Origin of the sequence: Neisseria sp. P0004.S004 (assembly GCF_051963335.1) — a bacterium.
In the GTDB taxonomy this organism is placed as follows: Bacteria; Pseudomonadota; Gammaproteobacteria; order Burkholderiales; family Neisseriaceae; genus Neisseria.
In genome coordinates this window covers 154,734-169,907 of sequence record NZ_JBQCUK010000006.1, presented here as the reverse complement: position 1 = coordinate 169,907, position 15,174 = coordinate 154,734, and the positions used below count along the sequence as shown (strand labels likewise).

The window sequence follows — 15,174 nt, the reverse complement described above, 5'->3', positions numbered from 1 at the left end:
GATTTATTGATCATAGTAGTTTTTTACCTCGTTTGAACCTTTTTTGATATTTTCAACCGCACCTTCGATAGCATGGTTTGATTGCTTGGAAACATTGGCCATATTTGCGTAAACGTCATCATAAAAACCCGCAAGGTCCATTTGGGAAAAATCGATTTTCTCCAACTCTTGAGCGGTGAAACCTTCACAGCTTGGATTTTCTGGAGTACCCCAGCCTCTTCCTAATTGAGCTTTACCTTGCACGTTTACGATTTTGGTTAATTTGGAGATATAACAGCACTGAGTCTCCATTTTAGTCACACATCCGCCCAGGGCTTTGGAACTACAATATGAACCGATGTAGTGGCACAAATCGGCTTTGCGCTTCATTGCGACCAAGATTTCTTTTTGATCGCATTTCAACCATTGCTGTAATGCCATGATTGCAATGGCAATCGCAAAACTCACCGGGTCGAAAGTAACTACCAACTGACCGCCCTGTATACCGGCTGTAAAACCAAAAGCACTCAGCCCGGTTGGTCCGCCTGCCGCCGCCCCACCTGCTGCTGCCGAAGCACCGGAACCACCAAGACCGGCAGCACTCAATGCAGTCGTCAAAAACTGAGGCGCATTGGTTTGCAACAAAGTATAGGTATAGTGGCTGGCTACGCTGGACAACAGCTGTTTCGCAGCATATTCAGTACCTGCTTGAACAACAAAGTCAATCATTTTTGCTGGGTCAGCGTCTGTTTTACAACAATCACCACCGAAAACACCGTCTAAAGCACCACCTAATTTAATAGAGCATTTATCAGGCTCACCTTTGAAAAACTGCTGTTTCTCTGAATCATAGAACCTTTGGCTTTCCCGAGCCATTTCCATAGCACTTATGGTTCTTGCAAAATCTTGGTCTTTACAGCTTGAGACCTCTCTTGTTGTTTCAGGAGAATCTATACATTCGTACTGTTTATCTCGCGCCTGACATGTACCGTCAGGCAATTTATGCGTACATTTATCTTCAATTAACTTGCAATTTTTATTACGGTCATAAGCACTGCATTCATCGGCATCATCACCGGTCATACATTGCATAGTGCGCTGTTCTTTCCAACATTCGCGTGTGACAGGAACACCATTAATTATTTTGGTGCTTCCGGGCTCTACGCATTCTTTGGATACAACCTTGCATTTTTTATCCTTGGCGTGACAAGATGATTCATCCCATTCTGTCGTTATTGCATGGGTATGCTCCAACTCTTCAACTTTTTCGGGCAGACGGCCATTGTGAAGTGTCTTCAGATTCACATCACAGGAATATTGGTGCGTGTATCGCAAACATTCGCCGGCTTCAGATTTCTCAAGACAGTTCTGACCCTGAACCTCACATTTTGCTTCTGGTTTTTTCAATGGTGCACAATAATCAGCCGGGTCTTTTTCTAAGCACTGATATTCAGCCTTATATTCCCAACAGTCTTTTGTAATCTCTACGCCATTGATATTTTTTGTTGATGGGCCATCCACACAAACATAGGATAGCTTACGACAAACTGCTTCTTCACGAATAGCAGCTGCCGCTGGTGCCGTTACCAACATGAAATGGCTGATAATTACCATAAGAGAAATCAAACGTTTCATCATTTGACCTTCTCCTCATACTCTTTGCAGCCATCCTCCCAAGATTCTGTACAAATCGGATCACAGTATTGATGTACGCTGAAAATCGATGCACTTTCACCACCGCCACCTGCAATAGTACGCGTCCAAATAATGTTATTACCCTCTTTCAGGTATGGACGGATGTCAATGTTCAAGTCTTTCTTCCATGAAGTTTTTCGTTCAGCGATACCAATTTTATTGCCTTTTTCATCATATACAGGGCTGATTGTCCGCCAAATGCCCTGTTTGAAATCTGCATAAAACATCTGATTGTTGTAACTACTATAGACGATAGTGTCATTCACTTTCACAATCAGCCAGTCATCGTATTCAACGCGTCTAAGCGTAAATTCAGAAAGTTTCTTCAGATTTTTGATTTTTACGATGAGTTCGCGGTCATATTGGTTATCTCGAAAATAGTCGTCACCAATCGAACCAAAGGTAAGTTTATGCGTATGCTCGCCCGGAGTTTTGATAAAACTTACTTGCATATCCCCCTGTAAGGTACCTGCTTCAACACCCGCTGTTGTACAATCAGGAGCCTGTTCACACACCACTTTCAATTTTTTACTGCATTGATACTGGTTATTTTGATATTTCGTCTCCAAACATGAGTAATTCCAGTTTGGATCGACTTTAACCTTCAAAGCGGCCTCACATAAGAAGAGTTCTGCACCAGTATATTCACTGCAATGCTTCACGCTTTTAATGGCCGGTACAGTTATTTTCTCTGTCGGACACGCGGTTGATGGAACAGTACCGATACTGCCATCTGCATTGACCGGATATTTCCATTTGTACTTTTCCAGCGTTTCTGCCGGATCGCCGGCGATTTTCTGTGTTCCTGTAACCAGTTTCTCATTTGGAGATACCGTTACATCAGGTCGTTTGGTACGGTTGCCTGCAATCAGGTTTACACCTTCACATTCTTGCCGCAAATACAGATCAGGATTGGCCGGCAGGTTCTTACAGTCATTGAATTTTGCATCGCCGAACTGGGTGGGAAGCGACACCCCCCCGCCATAATATTGCTCGGCCATAGGCACATTGTCCGTATAGCGCGGAGTATATTGGGCAGGTTGCATCATATTATTGACCGTGCCCGAACCCAAACTGCCACCCAACTCACTCGCGTATTGGCCAAAGTCTTCGGCATGGGCCGTTTGATACAAACAGAGCAAGGACAAGATAATTACTGAATACTTCATTTTCTGCCTTCCAGAACGGCTAATTTCGCATTTGCAATATCGGAAAGTTTTTTGTCTTTAGATTCACGGATCAAGTGTTCTAATGCAGCATGTAATGACACATCACCTTTAACGGCAGCATGTTCTGTACACATACCCAATTCTGAATTTACAGCACAACCGTCTAAACCATCTTCGCCATTTCGGGCTATTACCGTAACAGGGACTTCGGTAATACCGTAATGGTCGAAGAGTTCAGGATGAATCAGCATATCGCCTTGTAAAGCCGCAAGTTCTTCAGCCGCCTTAACCGTGGCTTTCAGTGAGTCGTCTTTAAAACCACGGATAACCATTACACCCCCCGCCTTTGCTGTTTCATGGGCAATACGTTTCAAGCTGGCTTCAGGCATTGAAAATGATACGAATACCAACAAATCGGCCTTTTCCGCAGCTTGTCGAGCTTCTTGTGAGGCTGGACGGTATTTTTGTGCAATAGACATCGGATCAGCCTTGATTTTTGCATTACCGTAGTCACGAACATCGGGCACACGGTGCTTGATACCTTCCAACTCCGGGACTTCTGGTTGCTGCCGATTGTCACCGACATTCGGGTTTTGGCCTTGGGTAACTTTACCCATGGTTGTACGCAAACGGTTTCGCGCCGCCTCCACATCAGCATCGGCGTAAGCACTACCCACTCCGGCCAAACCACCTAAAAGACTGAGGACGACACCTCCGGCTACGATTACATTGCGTAAAGACTTGTCCATCACTCTATCTCCTGTCAATCACTCTTAAATTTATATGCACCGCAGCAGTCGCGCTTACGGAAAAGTTGGAAGGCAAACTGATTGCCTTTGTAAGGAAAGGCTTTGCCACTGTCTCTGACTAATGTTGAACGTCCAATAGGGTCGCAACAACGTCCTTTATATTTTCGTGCAGCTACGGGATAGGTCATGGCCATTTTGTAGTTCTGCTTATCCATTACCGGATTGAGTTTGTACCCGCATAAAGCATCCTTTCCTGATGCTCTCCAGGCTACCAAATCCCTGTGCATTTTTGCCTGCATTCTTGCCACCATTAGTTTGGCGGCCTGTACTTCAGAGAAATGGCCGGACATCCATCCTGATAATGGGTAAATCGTTCCGTGGCAACCGGCACACCAATACAATTTACTAAATGGAAAGCCAGTTGCAGCTTTTACACAGTCAGCTGCACAGGCTGCTTGAGCAACCACATTGGCAAAAAGCGCGGAATCAGGAGCTTGATAGACGGCCAATGACGGATATTTCCAAGTAGGATCCAGTTCTGTCATCCAACCAATATCCAAAGTGCCCTCTTCTATACAATCGTTATCCAATAAGGCTTCCAACCAAAACACAACCGGATTCTTGTACCAATGAACTTGGTAAAAGGCATTGTGCTGCTCATGTTGCTCATTCCGGCCACGTTTATGCGCGCCACCAAAAAGTTTTTGAATCTTATTTGATGTATCAGCCTTATCCGCTGTTTCAGACGCATCCACTTTTTGCTTTTTAAGAGAGATACCGCCCAGGCTCACCATACAGAACGGTGTACGCACGACTTCTACCAAGTGTGTCGGCTCCCAAAAGGAAACCGTTACGCCTGCACGGGTAGGCTTACTACACGCACAAAACCAATCATTTGGGGTGGATTTATTGTCTTCCTGATTTGAGTAGTTTAGGTTGATACTTCCGCCAATTTTGATTGGGAACATGCAACTCCAACATATATCGTTTATCGGATTAAGCATCTTCCCTTGGCAGGTTAATTTATTTGAATTTGAAGTAGTAGATACAGCCTCAGCCGCGTGAGACAAAGAGAATGTGGGAAGTAGCAATAATGGAAGCAGTAATTTCAGTGGGGATAAAAAATTTTTCACGGTTTCATGGCCTCTACGCGGAGCCGGTTTCCTTCTTGGGAAACCAAACTTGGGACTTCAGACAGCTGAAAACTTTTGGACATACGTCCTTGTTGGTCGTAATAAACTGCCTGGTCCATTTCTGCTGATAATTCATACCAATCGCCTGCAGTCAGAATAGGCATAAATGATTCACCATATTCCGCTGCAAGTTTCTTGGCTAGATCGATTTGATCGGGTTCTCGGCCATCAAAGAAAAACATTTTGAATGGGATCGGGGCTACTTCCAAAGGTTTAACCACGGTACCGACAGGAGCAATAATTTGGCCGTCTTGGTCATAAATTGTTTCAGTCAGGGTATAACTTGGGTCAAAGTAACGAACAGAGCCTTTGGTTGCCTTCGTTAAACCTTCTACCGGCGGTAAATTTAAGGCAGATCGATTTGTTCTTTCTTGAACTTCTTTCTGCATTGCAGCCAATTGACCACTGTCTTGTTTAGCCTTTAAACGTGCTTCAATTTCGCGAATTGCATGTTTTTCCGCTATTGGGTATGTTGGGCCAATTTTGGCACCGGCTTGTTCACCGGAGTGTGTCGATGCGATTACCCATGATGAAATGCCTGTTGCGAGTATTGCAACCAGTGTTACCGAAGCTATCTTTTTTTTATGGGACATACTCACTCCTAAAAAATGGGGACCGCCTTACCAATAATTTGCCCTGAATGGATTAAACCGGATAACTCGTAGCGACTGTCCAAGCTATCTTTGTGTCCTGTTTTAACCCACATGTACCGTTGGGGAATTTCCCCTTCAAATGGATTGATTGCCAGCTTCATGCCATCTAGGGAGTATTCTTTTGCAGTACCTACCTCTTTACCATCAATGAAAAAAGTACGATTCGTTTTCGTTACATGATTTCCGGGAAGTCCGGCAACCTCTTTGATGACCTGCGTACCGATAGGGTAAAAACCGCCTTGCCATGCAAAGGCCACATAATCGCCCTGCTTCAGATCACTTAGCTTGTTCACATCTTTTTTGATGAGGTAAAGATGATAAGGCAATGAATAGGAAAGATTTAAAGCTAAAGCAAAATGTTGATTGAATACCAACAAGCAGACGACAACGGCTAAAAATGGGGTTGCATATTTTTGACAAAACTCCTGATAAAGACGTTTCAGAACTGCTTTGTTGCTTTCTTTTTGTGCCATTTCCATCATAATTCCAAATATCAACGCGCCGCTTCTTCTTCGGTGACTGGCGTACCTTTACCCTCTTCCATCATCGGTACAGGGGAAGTCTGTTCAACTTGTGGATGTGCAGGTGCCGCAACTACAGCTGTGGCAGGAATACGTTTATCCAACTCTTTCATGATGTCAGCCGTAATATCAACCACCTCTGTGTTCCGTCCTACCAATGCAGATTTGACAAAGATGTTACAGCCGCACTGAGTTACCTTTTCCTCGATAACCTGTTGCAAGGTATTCATTTTTGCTTGATAGTTTTGGAGGATGGCGGCTCGTTGCTGGTCGGAAATTCCATTCTGCAGCCCTTGGTTTTTTGCCTGTTCCTGGTAAGTCATGGAGATACCGGCCAAATCAACAATATGGACTGGTTTCTCATTGGTTTTCATGAAATTCCATACACCCAAACCCAATGCAGCGATAGAAATTGCGCCGATTACAAGGCTGCCCAATGAAACCTCTACACCGTTATCCTCCGGATTCTTTTCCGGAGCGGTATTTGCTGGGTTTTCTTTCTTTTCTTTTGCTTCAGTCATCTTAAAATCCTATCCTCTGCATAATTAGTGGGTTGCAGCCCGGTCCCTTAAAACTGCTTCAATGGCCTCGGCTGTATTCAATCCCTGATTTCTGTAATGGTTCACGGCTTCAACGTCTTCTGCTTTTGAGCTTGAGGCAAGTACGTTGAATGGATCTGAGTACAACCGTCCTACTCCATAACCTATCGGGGTAGAGACAAATATTTCACTGTAGTAGTCAGTTTTGCTCAAAGTTCGGAGAATCTGCATAATTCCATCATTGATTTCAAAAGGTTCTTTCTCTTGAATGGTTTTGAGCGATTTAGCCCCGGTACGCAATTGGAAAACAAAGTCGGCGTTCTCTAACGCTGCTTCAGCTGCCTTGGTCTTGTAGTAGTCATTTGCACCTTGCGTCAGCGTACCGCATGCGCCTTTGTACTTACGGACTCGGCGGTAGCCTTCCTCAATAAAACGAGCAGCTGTACCTGTATCACCCAACAATGCCCAAGCCTCGTCAATCATCATGATTTTGTACTGACTTCGTGACAGATACATACCCTGCATAATGCGGTACATAATCAGCTGCATGATGATCTGTTGCAGATCCGGCTTGGTTTTTAACTCTTCGAGTTCCAGTACAACCAAGTCATTTTTAAATTCGACATTCAATTTCCCATTGAAGTAACTGCCATAGATACCTTCTGAACAGTATGTGTACAGTTGGTCGGCAACGGCCACCATAGACAGATCTCGTTCGCCGGGTTCTCCTCCTTCATTGCTTCCGGTAATCAAACACCTGAGACAGCGTTCTCTTACATGATCAACCGTGCCTTCTTGTCCAAATTCGTACCATACTTCTTCGATAATTCGTTGAAGCTTGGCTTCCTGCTGTTCAGTTAGGGAGCCTGACGGAGAGGCCATCAATGAAAAGATCAGTTTCAACATTTCAATATCTTCATTGATGTCTGTTACCATTTGGAATGGTGGGAAACACAGCCCTGCTTCATAGGTAAATTCGATATATTGACCGCCAATCATTTGGCAGAATTTTTCATACGAACGGCCAACGTCGATAATCCATACCTGAGTTCCCAGCCCCATGTAATTGCGCACAATTTCATTGGCAAAAAATGATTTACCGGAACCGGAAGCACCAATAATGGCGAAGTTATAGTTACCGGCGGGGTTGGCAAATAAGTCGATTCCCATGGCCTGGCCACGCTTACCAAACAAACCGATGACAGGTCTTCCTAAACCGTGCCACTCACCGATAATGGGAGACATACAGACAGCATTGGTCATGGTTTTGGTTGACCATCTTTTCTTACTGTCCAAATATTTTTCAACCTCTTTGTCGATAGCCATTGGGAGGGCAGTCAAATATGATCCCAGTTGAAGATATTGGTCGCGATAAAGACCAAACCCTTGAGACTGCCAAATAGATACCGCCTGGCTTTCTGCCAAGTTGATGTTTTCAGGTCTTTCCCAAATAACAACTTGGTGCAACAAACTCACCAGACCACCACCGCCTTTACCGAATGCTTCAAGGCAAATGTCGTAATCACGTTTGATTTTTGCAGCCTCCGGCATGACTGCGGCCATCTTGGATTCCGCTGTTTGTTTGGCACGAGCGGCCTTTAGTTTTACGGTATTGCTGGAAGTATCATAATCACGCTTGAACATCGCCATGGAAATCAGAAATGGTGATGTGTAATTCATGTTTGCTTCAATGGCATCACCGATCAATGCACCCATATTGGACAGATGAAACTCTTCCGGGTAACGATTGGCCGAATAGCATTGAGCGATCACGCAATCCCCCGCAGCACGGTTGCCAAATCTCAGCCCCGAACCACTATCAAGAACCTTGATAGATGTGCGGGTCTCAATCATTTGTTCACTCAAGAATTTAGTTTCGTCCCAAACAGGATCGATTTCATCTTGTTGGCCAGTAAACATCCTATTAGGATTGAGTAGGAGTGTTGTCCAACCCAATAAATCATTTGCATCCCAAGTATGGTGATAAATCTTCATGGAGATGAGTGCATCACGCATCCGGGCAAGGAGCGAAACGGCCTTACTGACTTCAACCGCATTGTCAGGCGAAATATTCAAATTTACACTGAGGATACAGCGCAGATTTCGTAAGCGAATGGCCGTATTTTCTACTAAGACCTTCTGTGTACCCTTATTCCAAAATTCAGTACGTTTCTTGGCCAAAGTTTCAAATGTGCTCCGCATCGGGTCGTCGATAGGACGTGATGCTTGGACTTGCTCATATTCATTGAAGTAGTTTCTCAGATCAGGGGAGCCGAAAATCTGAACTTGTATGGGCGTTTTTTCAGGAAGCAGCGCATACAGGTTGCCCCACTTACTGATCAGGTCATCACTGCCACCTAAAAATGGGTTGAGTTCAAAAACAAAGCCCATACCCAACGGTTTGTCGCCTTTAACGGACATCAGAGTAAATAACTCTGTTTTGGTATCGTATGCACCATAATTGAGATAGTCGCTCAAATGGTCAAAGTCAGGATCAACAGGGTTGTTGTGTAAGGCTTCCATCGGTTGATCGACATCATCCGAACCAGCTAACCAATTTTTAAATTTTGACAGGACACCCATTACATACCTCTAGCGAGTGGTACCGGGAATACCCGATGTTTCCTGCAGATTAAGATTCACACCAACATCGGGGATACGGTCATTTGTGTTATTTGAATTGGTTGAAGAAGTATCAACCGCACTGTCTGAAGTTTTAGATCCATTCCCCAATAAGCGGATAGGACGGTACTCGTCTATGATCTGTTGCTGATTGTGGGCTATTAACCAATCACCCTGATTCAGAACGACATATGTGAAACTTTGATCATTTAAATCGCCATCCGTATCAAGATATGGAGCAACCCAAATACGAGCAATTTCACTTTGAGAGCGAATAGGCGTACCGGAGGAATAAGCTTGCGTTAACATCAATGTTCGGGCACTTTGATCTGTGTAAGGTTGTCCAACCTGTCTTTTCATGCCGTCTTGTAAAACACCTGCAACAGATGCTTTATAGTTACTGCTTATGGATGCGCAATAAGGATCATCACTGTTCCAAGCATTTGAGCATCGGAATTTTTCACTACCGCCGATACCGGACATGGTTAAGGTTGAACATCCGCTAAGAATCAAAATTGCCGCAGTAATTGATAAGGCTTTCAAACGCATCATTCCGCTCCATTCAACCATTTTTCCAATTCAGCACGCGGCATAGCACCGGATGTACGCCGACCATCTTTATGAATCATGCTTGGAGTACCGCGAACTTTAAGCTGCTCTGCGAGTGCAATATTTTCTGATACAGGGTTTTTACAGTTACCGGCTGCCGGTTCTTTATCCATCAGCATGTAGTTATTCCATGCTTTTTCACGATCTTTACTGCACCAGATACGTTCTGCTTTTGAAATTGCATCAGGGTGGAGGGATTTAATCGGGAACATGAAAACGTATGCGGTATAGTCTGTCATGCCGGCCAATGTTTCTTCCAAACGACGACAGAACGGGCAATCTGGGTCAGAAAAAAGTGCAAATTCACGTTTGCCTTTACCGCCATTGCCTTTAACGATTTTGATGGCGTTTTTGAATGGCAGTTGGGAATAACTTTTTTGTGTTACCGCTGAACGAGACATCTCGGTCAAGTCTTTCTGCTCTTGCATATCGTACAACGCGCCAAAAATGAAATAGCGACCGTTTTCTTGTACATAGGCTATGTTGTCACCCATTGTCACTTCATAAATTGAAGCCATGGGGGTGGCCTTTACTGAAGAAAAGGTGGTATTGGGGTACAACTTGTGCAGAGTGCTTTCAACAGTTTTGACATCGGCAAAGGCCGTCTGAAAAGCTGTGATTGCTGCAATAGTGGCCAAGATTTTCTTTTTCATTGAATCCATCCTATTTAGTTTCGCCGGTATCAATTTCAATACCTTGAGTCAGTACGACATCCACTTGACGGCCTGCATTGACTTCGACCACAGGGAATACCTTGTCGGCAAGTTTGATATAGTAGTCAGCCAGTCTGTCAGCTGCACCACCGATACCCGAAGCAATTCCTGCACGGTATTGATCACTACCTCGAACGGAGGTCGTGCTTCCAAATGCAGTATCACTTGTCACTTTGAATGCTTCGGATACGCCTTTACCCATACCGCTAATAACGCCCGACATCAGTGCATTCGCCAAGAGTTGGCCTTGTTTCGTTACAAGATTGCCTCTAACACCTGTTTTTCCGTCTTCACCGGCAACGTAACCTTTTACTGGCATATCAATGGCTCGGCCATCGGTACCTACACAGCTGAGATTCTGCAATCTGATGTATGCGCGTTCTGAAGATATATCGCCGTAAGCCTGACCGGTAACGAAGCACTCTCTAAAGTTGTATTTAAACCGGTTGGGCAGTTGCGCAAAATCAGTTACGCGCATTAAAACTGGGTGGGGGCTGGCATTTTGTGCTTCACCCCCGGTCGGTGCATCAACCCCACCTAACAGTACAGATCGGAAAAAAGTACCGCTTGGTATATACGAGTCACGCGCCCGAAACTTGCCTTGAGAGACGGAAACTTTTCCGCCGTCTTCAACTACTTCAATATTCATACGCGGAGTTTTTGATTTAACCCACTCCGCTTCTTTTAATTGTGGGGAAACCCGTACATTTTCATTCGGATTTCCGGTATTTACTGCTCCAGTCGTTCCAGGTTGCAGCTCTGCCTCATTCATACTTCCTGAAACAATTCTTCGTTCAATGGGTCTGTCTGCTGCAGGAGATGCCCCATTTGGCAATGTACCTGCCGGAGGTGCTGGGGGGAGTTGGCCGTTATCGCCAATGCCGCTTATTGCTGGCGGCTTGCCTAAACCATCGGGTCCCAGTCCCTTACTTGAGTCAGGATTGCTACCGTTCTCTTTTGCTTGTAACTGCTGAACCATGGTTTCTAATTCGCTGATTTTTCGATTCGCATCTTCAATCTTCGAACTTTCCGTGTTCATCCATAAAGAGTTGTCTGTAATGCCTGCTTGTGGACTTGTAAAATCAGTTTTGAGGATCTGCTGTTTGTTTTGAACCTGTGTGACTTCGGCTGATTTCTTTTTATTGCCTTCAATGACATAAATCGCACTGCCTACAATTGCTGCCATACCGCCTGCAACCATACCTGCAATGGCCAACTGCCGTTTTCGTGCAGCTGAAAGGTTAAATTTGTTTACTTTCACCCTCATCTCAACCTCCCAGACGGCTGATAATAAATACGTCGGTAATTTCTCCGGGTTGTAGAATCTGTTTCCGTACCGCTACCGCCAAAACGCCTTGTCGGTAAAATTCCTGCTCTCTAATTTCAAGTTGTTTGGAACCCAAATTAGTTAATGTGAAAGAAAAACCCTGCATATCGGCGGCGGTGTAACTTCCGGTTTGAACAAACAGCGTGTTTTCCCACAATGGGATGGTTTGGTATTCACGACTGTGATTGATGCCCATATCGCCGCTAGTGCCACTCATCATGGAGGCCATCATTTTTTTGATAGCTCGCACATATTCGGTACTATTCATCGTCACAGGCATAGGACCGCTTTTCGCAGCCAATACTGCTGCTTCATGACGATTCGCACCTGCCACATCGATTACAATGTTGTCACCCTGTTTCGATGTAGGCTTAAGAACCAGCAAGTAGGTCTTACCCTCCTCGCTTACAACAAAAAGATTTGTAGGATTTGAGGTCAAACTTCGAACAAACAGTTGACCTGTTGTCGTATCTTTCTGAAGCTCAAGATCGCCATCCATAAATTTCCATGAGGCAATTCGACCGCCTTCAATAGCGATTCTGCTCAAGTTGCGTTTACTTACTGAAACAACGTGAGGTGTATTTTCTGTTGCAGCCACACGTTGCTCGGCAAAACTAGTGATGGGTCCAGCTACCAATAAGGCAGTAAAGACAATTTTTTTTAATGGTGAACACATATCAATTACCGCCTTTAAATTCTGATGCCGTTTTACTGATTTCTACATCCTCGGTTTTTACTTCGGATTCTTCCTGATTTGCGGGTTCTGCTTTAGTTACGCGCTTTTGAACTTCTTTAATCGATAGTAATTGCAGCGTTCCATAATTATTTTTGAAAGAAATGAGTAGCTCGCGGTCTTTTTGCTCCACTACTGTATTGTTGCGTTTAACCTCAAAAACGCCACGAATGGAAACTGTATTGTCTGAAGTGTCTGCCGTTGCTTCTGTCGCACTAAAAGTGGTGCTGACATTATTTTTCTTAACCCATAAGGCATTTAAAGACAGTTCCTTTTCCAAGGCATCTTTATAATCAGGAGCAACGATTTTTAATAATTGGCTGTTTTGATAATCAACTGTTTTAGGGGTTACATTTAAGAGAAGATAGGCTGCATAGGGAGCCATTTCTTCAAGATATTCTTTTGAAAAAGCGATGTTTGATACAGTCATTGAACGCCGGATTTCCGGAGGAGTCAGCGTTGTTTGAACAACAGTACCTTTGAAGAGTACCGTCGCAGACAAAAATAGATTGGCAGTTATAGACATACCCAAAACTACCCAAAAAAAGACCTTGATGCCGGTTCTTACCGCTAATTCACTCAACATATACTCAGTCTTCAATTTAGAAACTCCCGTTTATTTGTTTCAGGTATCCGTTTGTTTTTTTCATTAATGGGTAGGTACCAATAAAGAACATGCAAAAAGAACCATTGATGCTTGCCCGACTTCAACTTTCCCCATCGCCATGCGATAAAAAGACTAAGCGACATGGAAATGAAAAAGTGACGAGAGACAATACCTATACCGAATCCGGACATAAATAAGATGAATACGTCCAAATCCCAAATAAATGCTTTCTTGGGATCGTCTATCGATACTGGAACTCGAAAATCTCTCATCACTTCCCTTTTTCGGTTTGATTAAACAATCAAGGTGAACATACCTTTAATGATGCCCGGGCCCAATGTTGCGGCCAGGCCAACACCCAAGCCGACGATACATGGCATGATGGTTTGTTTCATCAGACCTACGGCCAAACCGATCAAGAATGCAGTCAAGCCCAAAGCCATACCCAGATAGCCTTCAGACCAGCCTGATACCATGTCAGCCAAGCCTTTAAATTCAGCGCCGGTTGTAGCGGCCATTGCCAAATTAGTGGTCAAAGCCAATGCAATCACGGCTGCGTATTTTGCTACTTTAGTTTGTTTGATATTCATAAAGAACCTCATATATAGAGCTTGTATCGCCAAGCTTTTGCGTCCGATCATTCTTTACCAAGTGATTACAACAGTTCGTGTGTCATCACTATTGCAGCAGGCAGGGGAACTGGCAGTTCGAATTTTTGCGGAGACATTATGTTTCCTTAGCCATTTACCGATCACTGCTGCCCGTTGTTTAGCCAAACGTCTATTAATTGCAGTATTTCGGCCTCCGATACTGTCAGCCCATCCGCGTAAATAAACCGTCTGAGTTTTTTTCAATTTAGGCAGAACACGTTTGAGCGTTCTCACGCCCTCCGCACCGAGGTGTGAACTACCTAAATTGAAAAACACCCTGATCTCATCTTGTTGAAAACTGCTTTCTGTATGAGCATAAACCGGCTGTTCCGCCAAAACTTTGCGTTCAAATCCTGAACACTCTTCATTACGGCAAAAAACAAATTCGCCCAGTTGATTTTGTTCCACTGTATAAGTTGCGTCTTGAGGCAGCTCGACCACGTCCTGTTTTGGGGCGGCACAGGCTGTCAGAATCATTGTGGAAGCTACGAAGAGCGTGTTTTTAATCGTTTCCAATTTTGATATACCTTATTTGCGTACGTCATTCTTGCGCGATAGCATGCCCGACCTTTAAGTTTGGTACATGCAGCGTTATAAGCACCAACCGCTTCCCAAGATTTGCCATGTTGACGATAACTATTTGCCAATATCCATGCACCAATGTGTACATTTGTGCATGGATTCCATACATCTGCTTCTGTTAAACCGAATTTTTTGTGAAGTACGGGTAGCCATGAACGGTTGATACCCATCAAGCCAATATCGGCTGTATGACTTTCAATATTCGGTCTGAAAGAGCTTTCTGTTAATGCGATCGATTCCAACATATCGGGATCGATACCATATTTGTTGCCGGCTTCCCGATAACAAAAAGCATCTGCTCCTGTAGATGCGAGTACCAAAACACCTGGTACGACGAACTGTAAAAGTATGGCCCTTAATCTCATGTCTTTACTGTCGTTGTATGTAGGCACTGATTTTTACCTAGAATCGACAAGTTTTGTTAAATCAAAAGAAATTAACTAAATTATTTAGAAATATTTTTTTATAAAATAATTGTGATATAATTAAAGTTTACGCTCAAAATAATAGAAACCACCCTACTACAACCTATTGATATTAAAAGGAATGCCACAAGGGTAAAGGCTCTTATCCAAAAGCCAAAAGGCCGTCTGCTAAAAAAATCGCAGACGGCCTTTTTTAAAAGCTGTAACGGTAAAGCAACAGCCTTAATGGTTAAAGAAAAAGGTTTAAGGGAAAAGGATAAAAGTTAAAGGTAAAACAAAGACCTGCATGTCAAAATGCAGGTCTTTGTTTATTAAAAGGGTCGTAATTATACGCTAAAAACTCTGTTTTGTGACAATTCTAATTAAAATAACCTTTTTTACTTTGATTTTTGACATAGTAACTTTTTT

Annotated in this window: 17 protein-coding genes; all 17 read right to left on the bottom strand. The window is 43.8% G+C overall.

What is annotated here, in order from left to right:
* Nucleotides 1–3 precede the first annotated feature (3 nt).
* The 17 genes from traN to ACTHRY_RS07005 are packed head-to-tail and all read right to left on the bottom strand — an operon-like array spanning nucleotide 4 to nucleotide 14,733.
* On the bottom strand, nucleotides 4–1,617 hold the full coding sequence (gene traN / locus ACTHRY_RS07085; protein ID WP_440374138.1) for a conjugal transfer protein TraN: 1,614 nt from the start codon (nucleotides 1,615–1,617) through the stop codon (nucleotides 4–6).
* Nucleotides 1,614–2,843 carry a hypothetical protein gene (locus tag ACTHRY_RS07080; RefSeq protein WP_049359986.1) on the bottom strand — a complete coding sequence of 410 codons (1,230 nt, stop codon included), beginning with the start codon at nucleotides 2,841–2,843 and terminating at the stop codon, nucleotides 1,614–1,616. Before ACTHRY_RS07080 ends, traN begins: the two co-directional genes overlap by 4 nt.
* Nucleotides 2,840–3,592, bottom strand: a complete 753-nt coding sequence (trbC, locus tag ACTHRY_RS07075; protein WP_049323351.1) for a type-F conjugative transfer system pilin assembly protein TrbC — start codon at nucleotides 3,590–3,592, stop codon at nucleotides 2,840–2,842. The genes ACTHRY_RS07080 and trbC overlap by 4 nt, the downstream gene beginning before the upstream one ends.
* 14 nt (nucleotides 3,593–3,606) lie before the next feature.
* On the bottom strand, nucleotides 3,607–4,725 hold the full coding sequence (locus ACTHRY_RS07070) for a TraU family protein (protein WP_440374137.1): 1,119 nt from the start codon (nucleotides 4,723–4,725) through the stop codon (nucleotides 3,607–3,609).
* On the bottom strand, nucleotides 4,722–5,378 hold the full coding sequence (locus tag ACTHRY_RS07065) for a conjugal transfer protein TraW (protein WP_440374136.1): 657 nt from the start codon (nucleotides 5,376–5,378) through the stop codon (nucleotides 4,722–4,724). The genes ACTHRY_RS07070 and ACTHRY_RS07065 overlap by 4 nt, the downstream gene beginning before the upstream one ends.
* An 8-nt stretch (nucleotides 5,379–5,386) precedes the next feature.
* Nucleotides 5,387–5,911, bottom strand: coding sequence for a S26 family signal peptidase (locus ACTHRY_RS07060; protein WP_440374135.1), 525 nt, complete (start codon nucleotides 5,909–5,911; stop codon nucleotides 5,387–5,389).
* A gap of 20 nt (nucleotides 5,912–5,931) precedes the next feature.
* The gene (locus ACTHRY_RS07055; protein ID WP_440374134.1) at nucleotides 5,932–6,480 is read right to left on the bottom strand and encodes a hypothetical protein; all 549 of its coding nucleotides are present in this window, start codon (nucleotides 6,478–6,480) and stop codon (nucleotides 5,932–5,934) included.
* A 24-nt stretch (nucleotides 6,481–6,504) separates the two neighbouring features.
* Nucleotides 6,505–9,081 (bottom strand): type IV secretion system protein TraC, encoded by a 2,577-nt coding sequence (gene traC, locus ACTHRY_RS07050; RefSeq protein ID WP_440374133.1) that lies wholly within the window; start codon nucleotides 9,079–9,081, stop codon nucleotides 6,505–6,507.
* A 9-nt stretch (nucleotides 9,082–9,090) separates the two neighbouring features.
* Nucleotides 9,091–9,672, bottom strand: a complete 582-nt coding sequence (locus ACTHRY_RS07045) for a TraV family lipoprotein (RefSeq protein WP_440374132.1) — start codon at nucleotides 9,670–9,672, stop codon at nucleotides 9,091–9,093.
* Nucleotides 9,669–10,382: a DsbC family protein gene (locus ACTHRY_RS07040; RefSeq protein ID WP_070765327.1), complete on the bottom strand. Its 714-nt coding sequence runs from the start codon at nucleotides 10,380–10,382 to the stop codon at nucleotides 9,669–9,671. Before ACTHRY_RS07040 ends, ACTHRY_RS07045 begins: the two co-directional genes overlap by 4 nt.
* Nucleotides 10,383–10,392: 10 nt before the next feature.
* On the bottom strand, nucleotides 10,393–11,709 hold the full coding sequence (locus tag ACTHRY_RS07035; RefSeq protein ID WP_440374131.1) for a TrbI/VirB10 family protein: 1,317 nt from the start codon (nucleotides 11,707–11,709) through the stop codon (nucleotides 10,393–10,395).
* A gap of 1 nt (nucleotide 11,710) precedes the next feature.
* Nucleotides 11,711–12,445, bottom strand: coding sequence for a TraK domain-containing protein (locus tag ACTHRY_RS07030; protein ID WP_049323363.1), 735 nt, complete (start codon nucleotides 12,443–12,445; stop codon nucleotides 11,711–11,713).
* A gap of 1 nt (nucleotide 12,446) precedes the next feature.
* Nucleotides 12,447–13,088, bottom strand: a complete 642-nt coding sequence (locus tag ACTHRY_RS07025) for a TraE/TraK family type IV conjugative transfer system protein (protein WP_070822242.1) — start codon at nucleotides 13,086–13,088, stop codon at nucleotides 12,447–12,449.
* Between the two features lie 11 nt (nucleotides 13,089–13,099).
* Nucleotides 13,100–13,381: a type IV conjugative transfer system protein TraL gene (gene traL, locus ACTHRY_RS07020; RefSeq protein WP_049323364.1), complete on the bottom strand. Its 282-nt coding sequence runs from the start codon at nucleotides 13,379–13,381 to the stop codon at nucleotides 13,100–13,102.
* 21 nt (nucleotides 13,382–13,402) lie between these two features.
* Nucleotides 13,403–13,699 carry a TraA family conjugative transfer protein gene (gene traA / locus ACTHRY_RS07015; protein WP_440374130.1) on the bottom strand — a complete coding sequence of 99 codons (297 nt, stop codon included), beginning with the start codon at nucleotides 13,697–13,699 and terminating at the stop codon, nucleotides 13,403–13,405.
* A 54-nt stretch (nucleotides 13,700–13,753) separates the two neighbouring features.
* A complete protein-coding gene (locus tag ACTHRY_RS07010; protein WP_440374129.1) occupies nucleotides 13,754–14,275 on the bottom strand; it encodes an OmpA family protein in 522 nt (173 codons plus the stop codon).
* Nucleotides 14,245–14,733 carry a lytic transglycosylase domain-containing protein gene (locus ACTHRY_RS07005; protein ID WP_440374128.1) on the bottom strand — a complete coding sequence of 163 codons (489 nt, stop codon included), beginning with the start codon at nucleotides 14,731–14,733 and terminating at the stop codon, nucleotides 14,245–14,247. Before ACTHRY_RS07005 ends, ACTHRY_RS07010 begins: the two co-directional genes overlap by 31 nt.
* Between the last annotated feature and the right edge of the window lie 441 nt (nucleotides 14,734–15,174).

Coding starts and splice junctions, on each gene's coding strand:
- ACTHRY_RS07055 (WP_440374134.1), bottom strand. CDS start 6,480: ATGACTGAAGCAAAAGAAAAGAAAGAAAACCCAGCAAATACCGCTCCG.
- traN (WP_440374138.1), bottom strand. CDS start 1,617: ATGATGAAACGTTTGATTTCTCTTATGGTAATTATCAGCCATTTCATG.
- trbC (WP_049323351.1), bottom strand. CDS start 3,592: ATGGACAAGTCTTTACGCAATGTAATCGTAGCCGGAGGTGTCGTCCTC.
- ACTHRY_RS07080 (WP_049359986.1), bottom strand. CDS start 2,843: ATGAAGTATTCAGTAATTATCTTGTCCTTGCTCTGTTTGTATCAAACG.
- ACTHRY_RS07040 (WP_070765327.1), bottom strand. CDS start 10,382: ATGAAAAAGAAAATCTTGGCCACTATTGCAGCAATCACAGCTTTTCAG.
- traL (WP_049323364.1), bottom strand. CDS start 13,381: ATGAGAGATTTTCGAGTTCCAGTATCGATAGACGATCCCAAGAAAGCA.
- traC (WP_440374133.1), bottom strand. CDS start 9,081: ATGGGTGTCCTGTCAAAATTTAAAAATTGGTTAGCTGGTTCGGATGAT.
- ACTHRY_RS07035 (WP_440374131.1), bottom strand. CDS start 11,709: ATGAGGGTGAAAGTAAACAAATTTAACCTTTCAGCTGCACGAAAACGG.
- ACTHRY_RS07030 (WP_049323363.1), bottom strand. CDS start 12,445: ATGTGTTCACCATTAAAAAAAATTGTCTTTACTGCCTTATTGGTAGCT.
- ACTHRY_RS07060 (WP_440374135.1), bottom strand. CDS start 5,911: ATGGCACAAAAAGAAAGCAACAAAGCAGTTCTGAAACGTCTTTATCAG.
- ACTHRY_RS07045 (WP_440374132.1), bottom strand. CDS start 9,672: ATGATGCGTTTGAAAGCCTTATCAATTACTGCGGCAATTTTGATTCTT.
- traA (WP_440374130.1), bottom strand. CDS start 13,699: ATGAATATCAAACAAACTAAAGTAGCAAAATACGCAGCCGTGATTGCA.
- ACTHRY_RS07025 (WP_070822242.1), bottom strand. CDS start 13,088: ATGTTGAGTGAATTAGCGGTAAGAACCGGCATCAAGGTCTTTTTTTGG.
- ACTHRY_RS07065 (WP_440374136.1), bottom strand. CDS start 5,378: ATGTCCCATAAAAAAAAGATAGCTTCGGTAACACTGGTTGCAATACTC.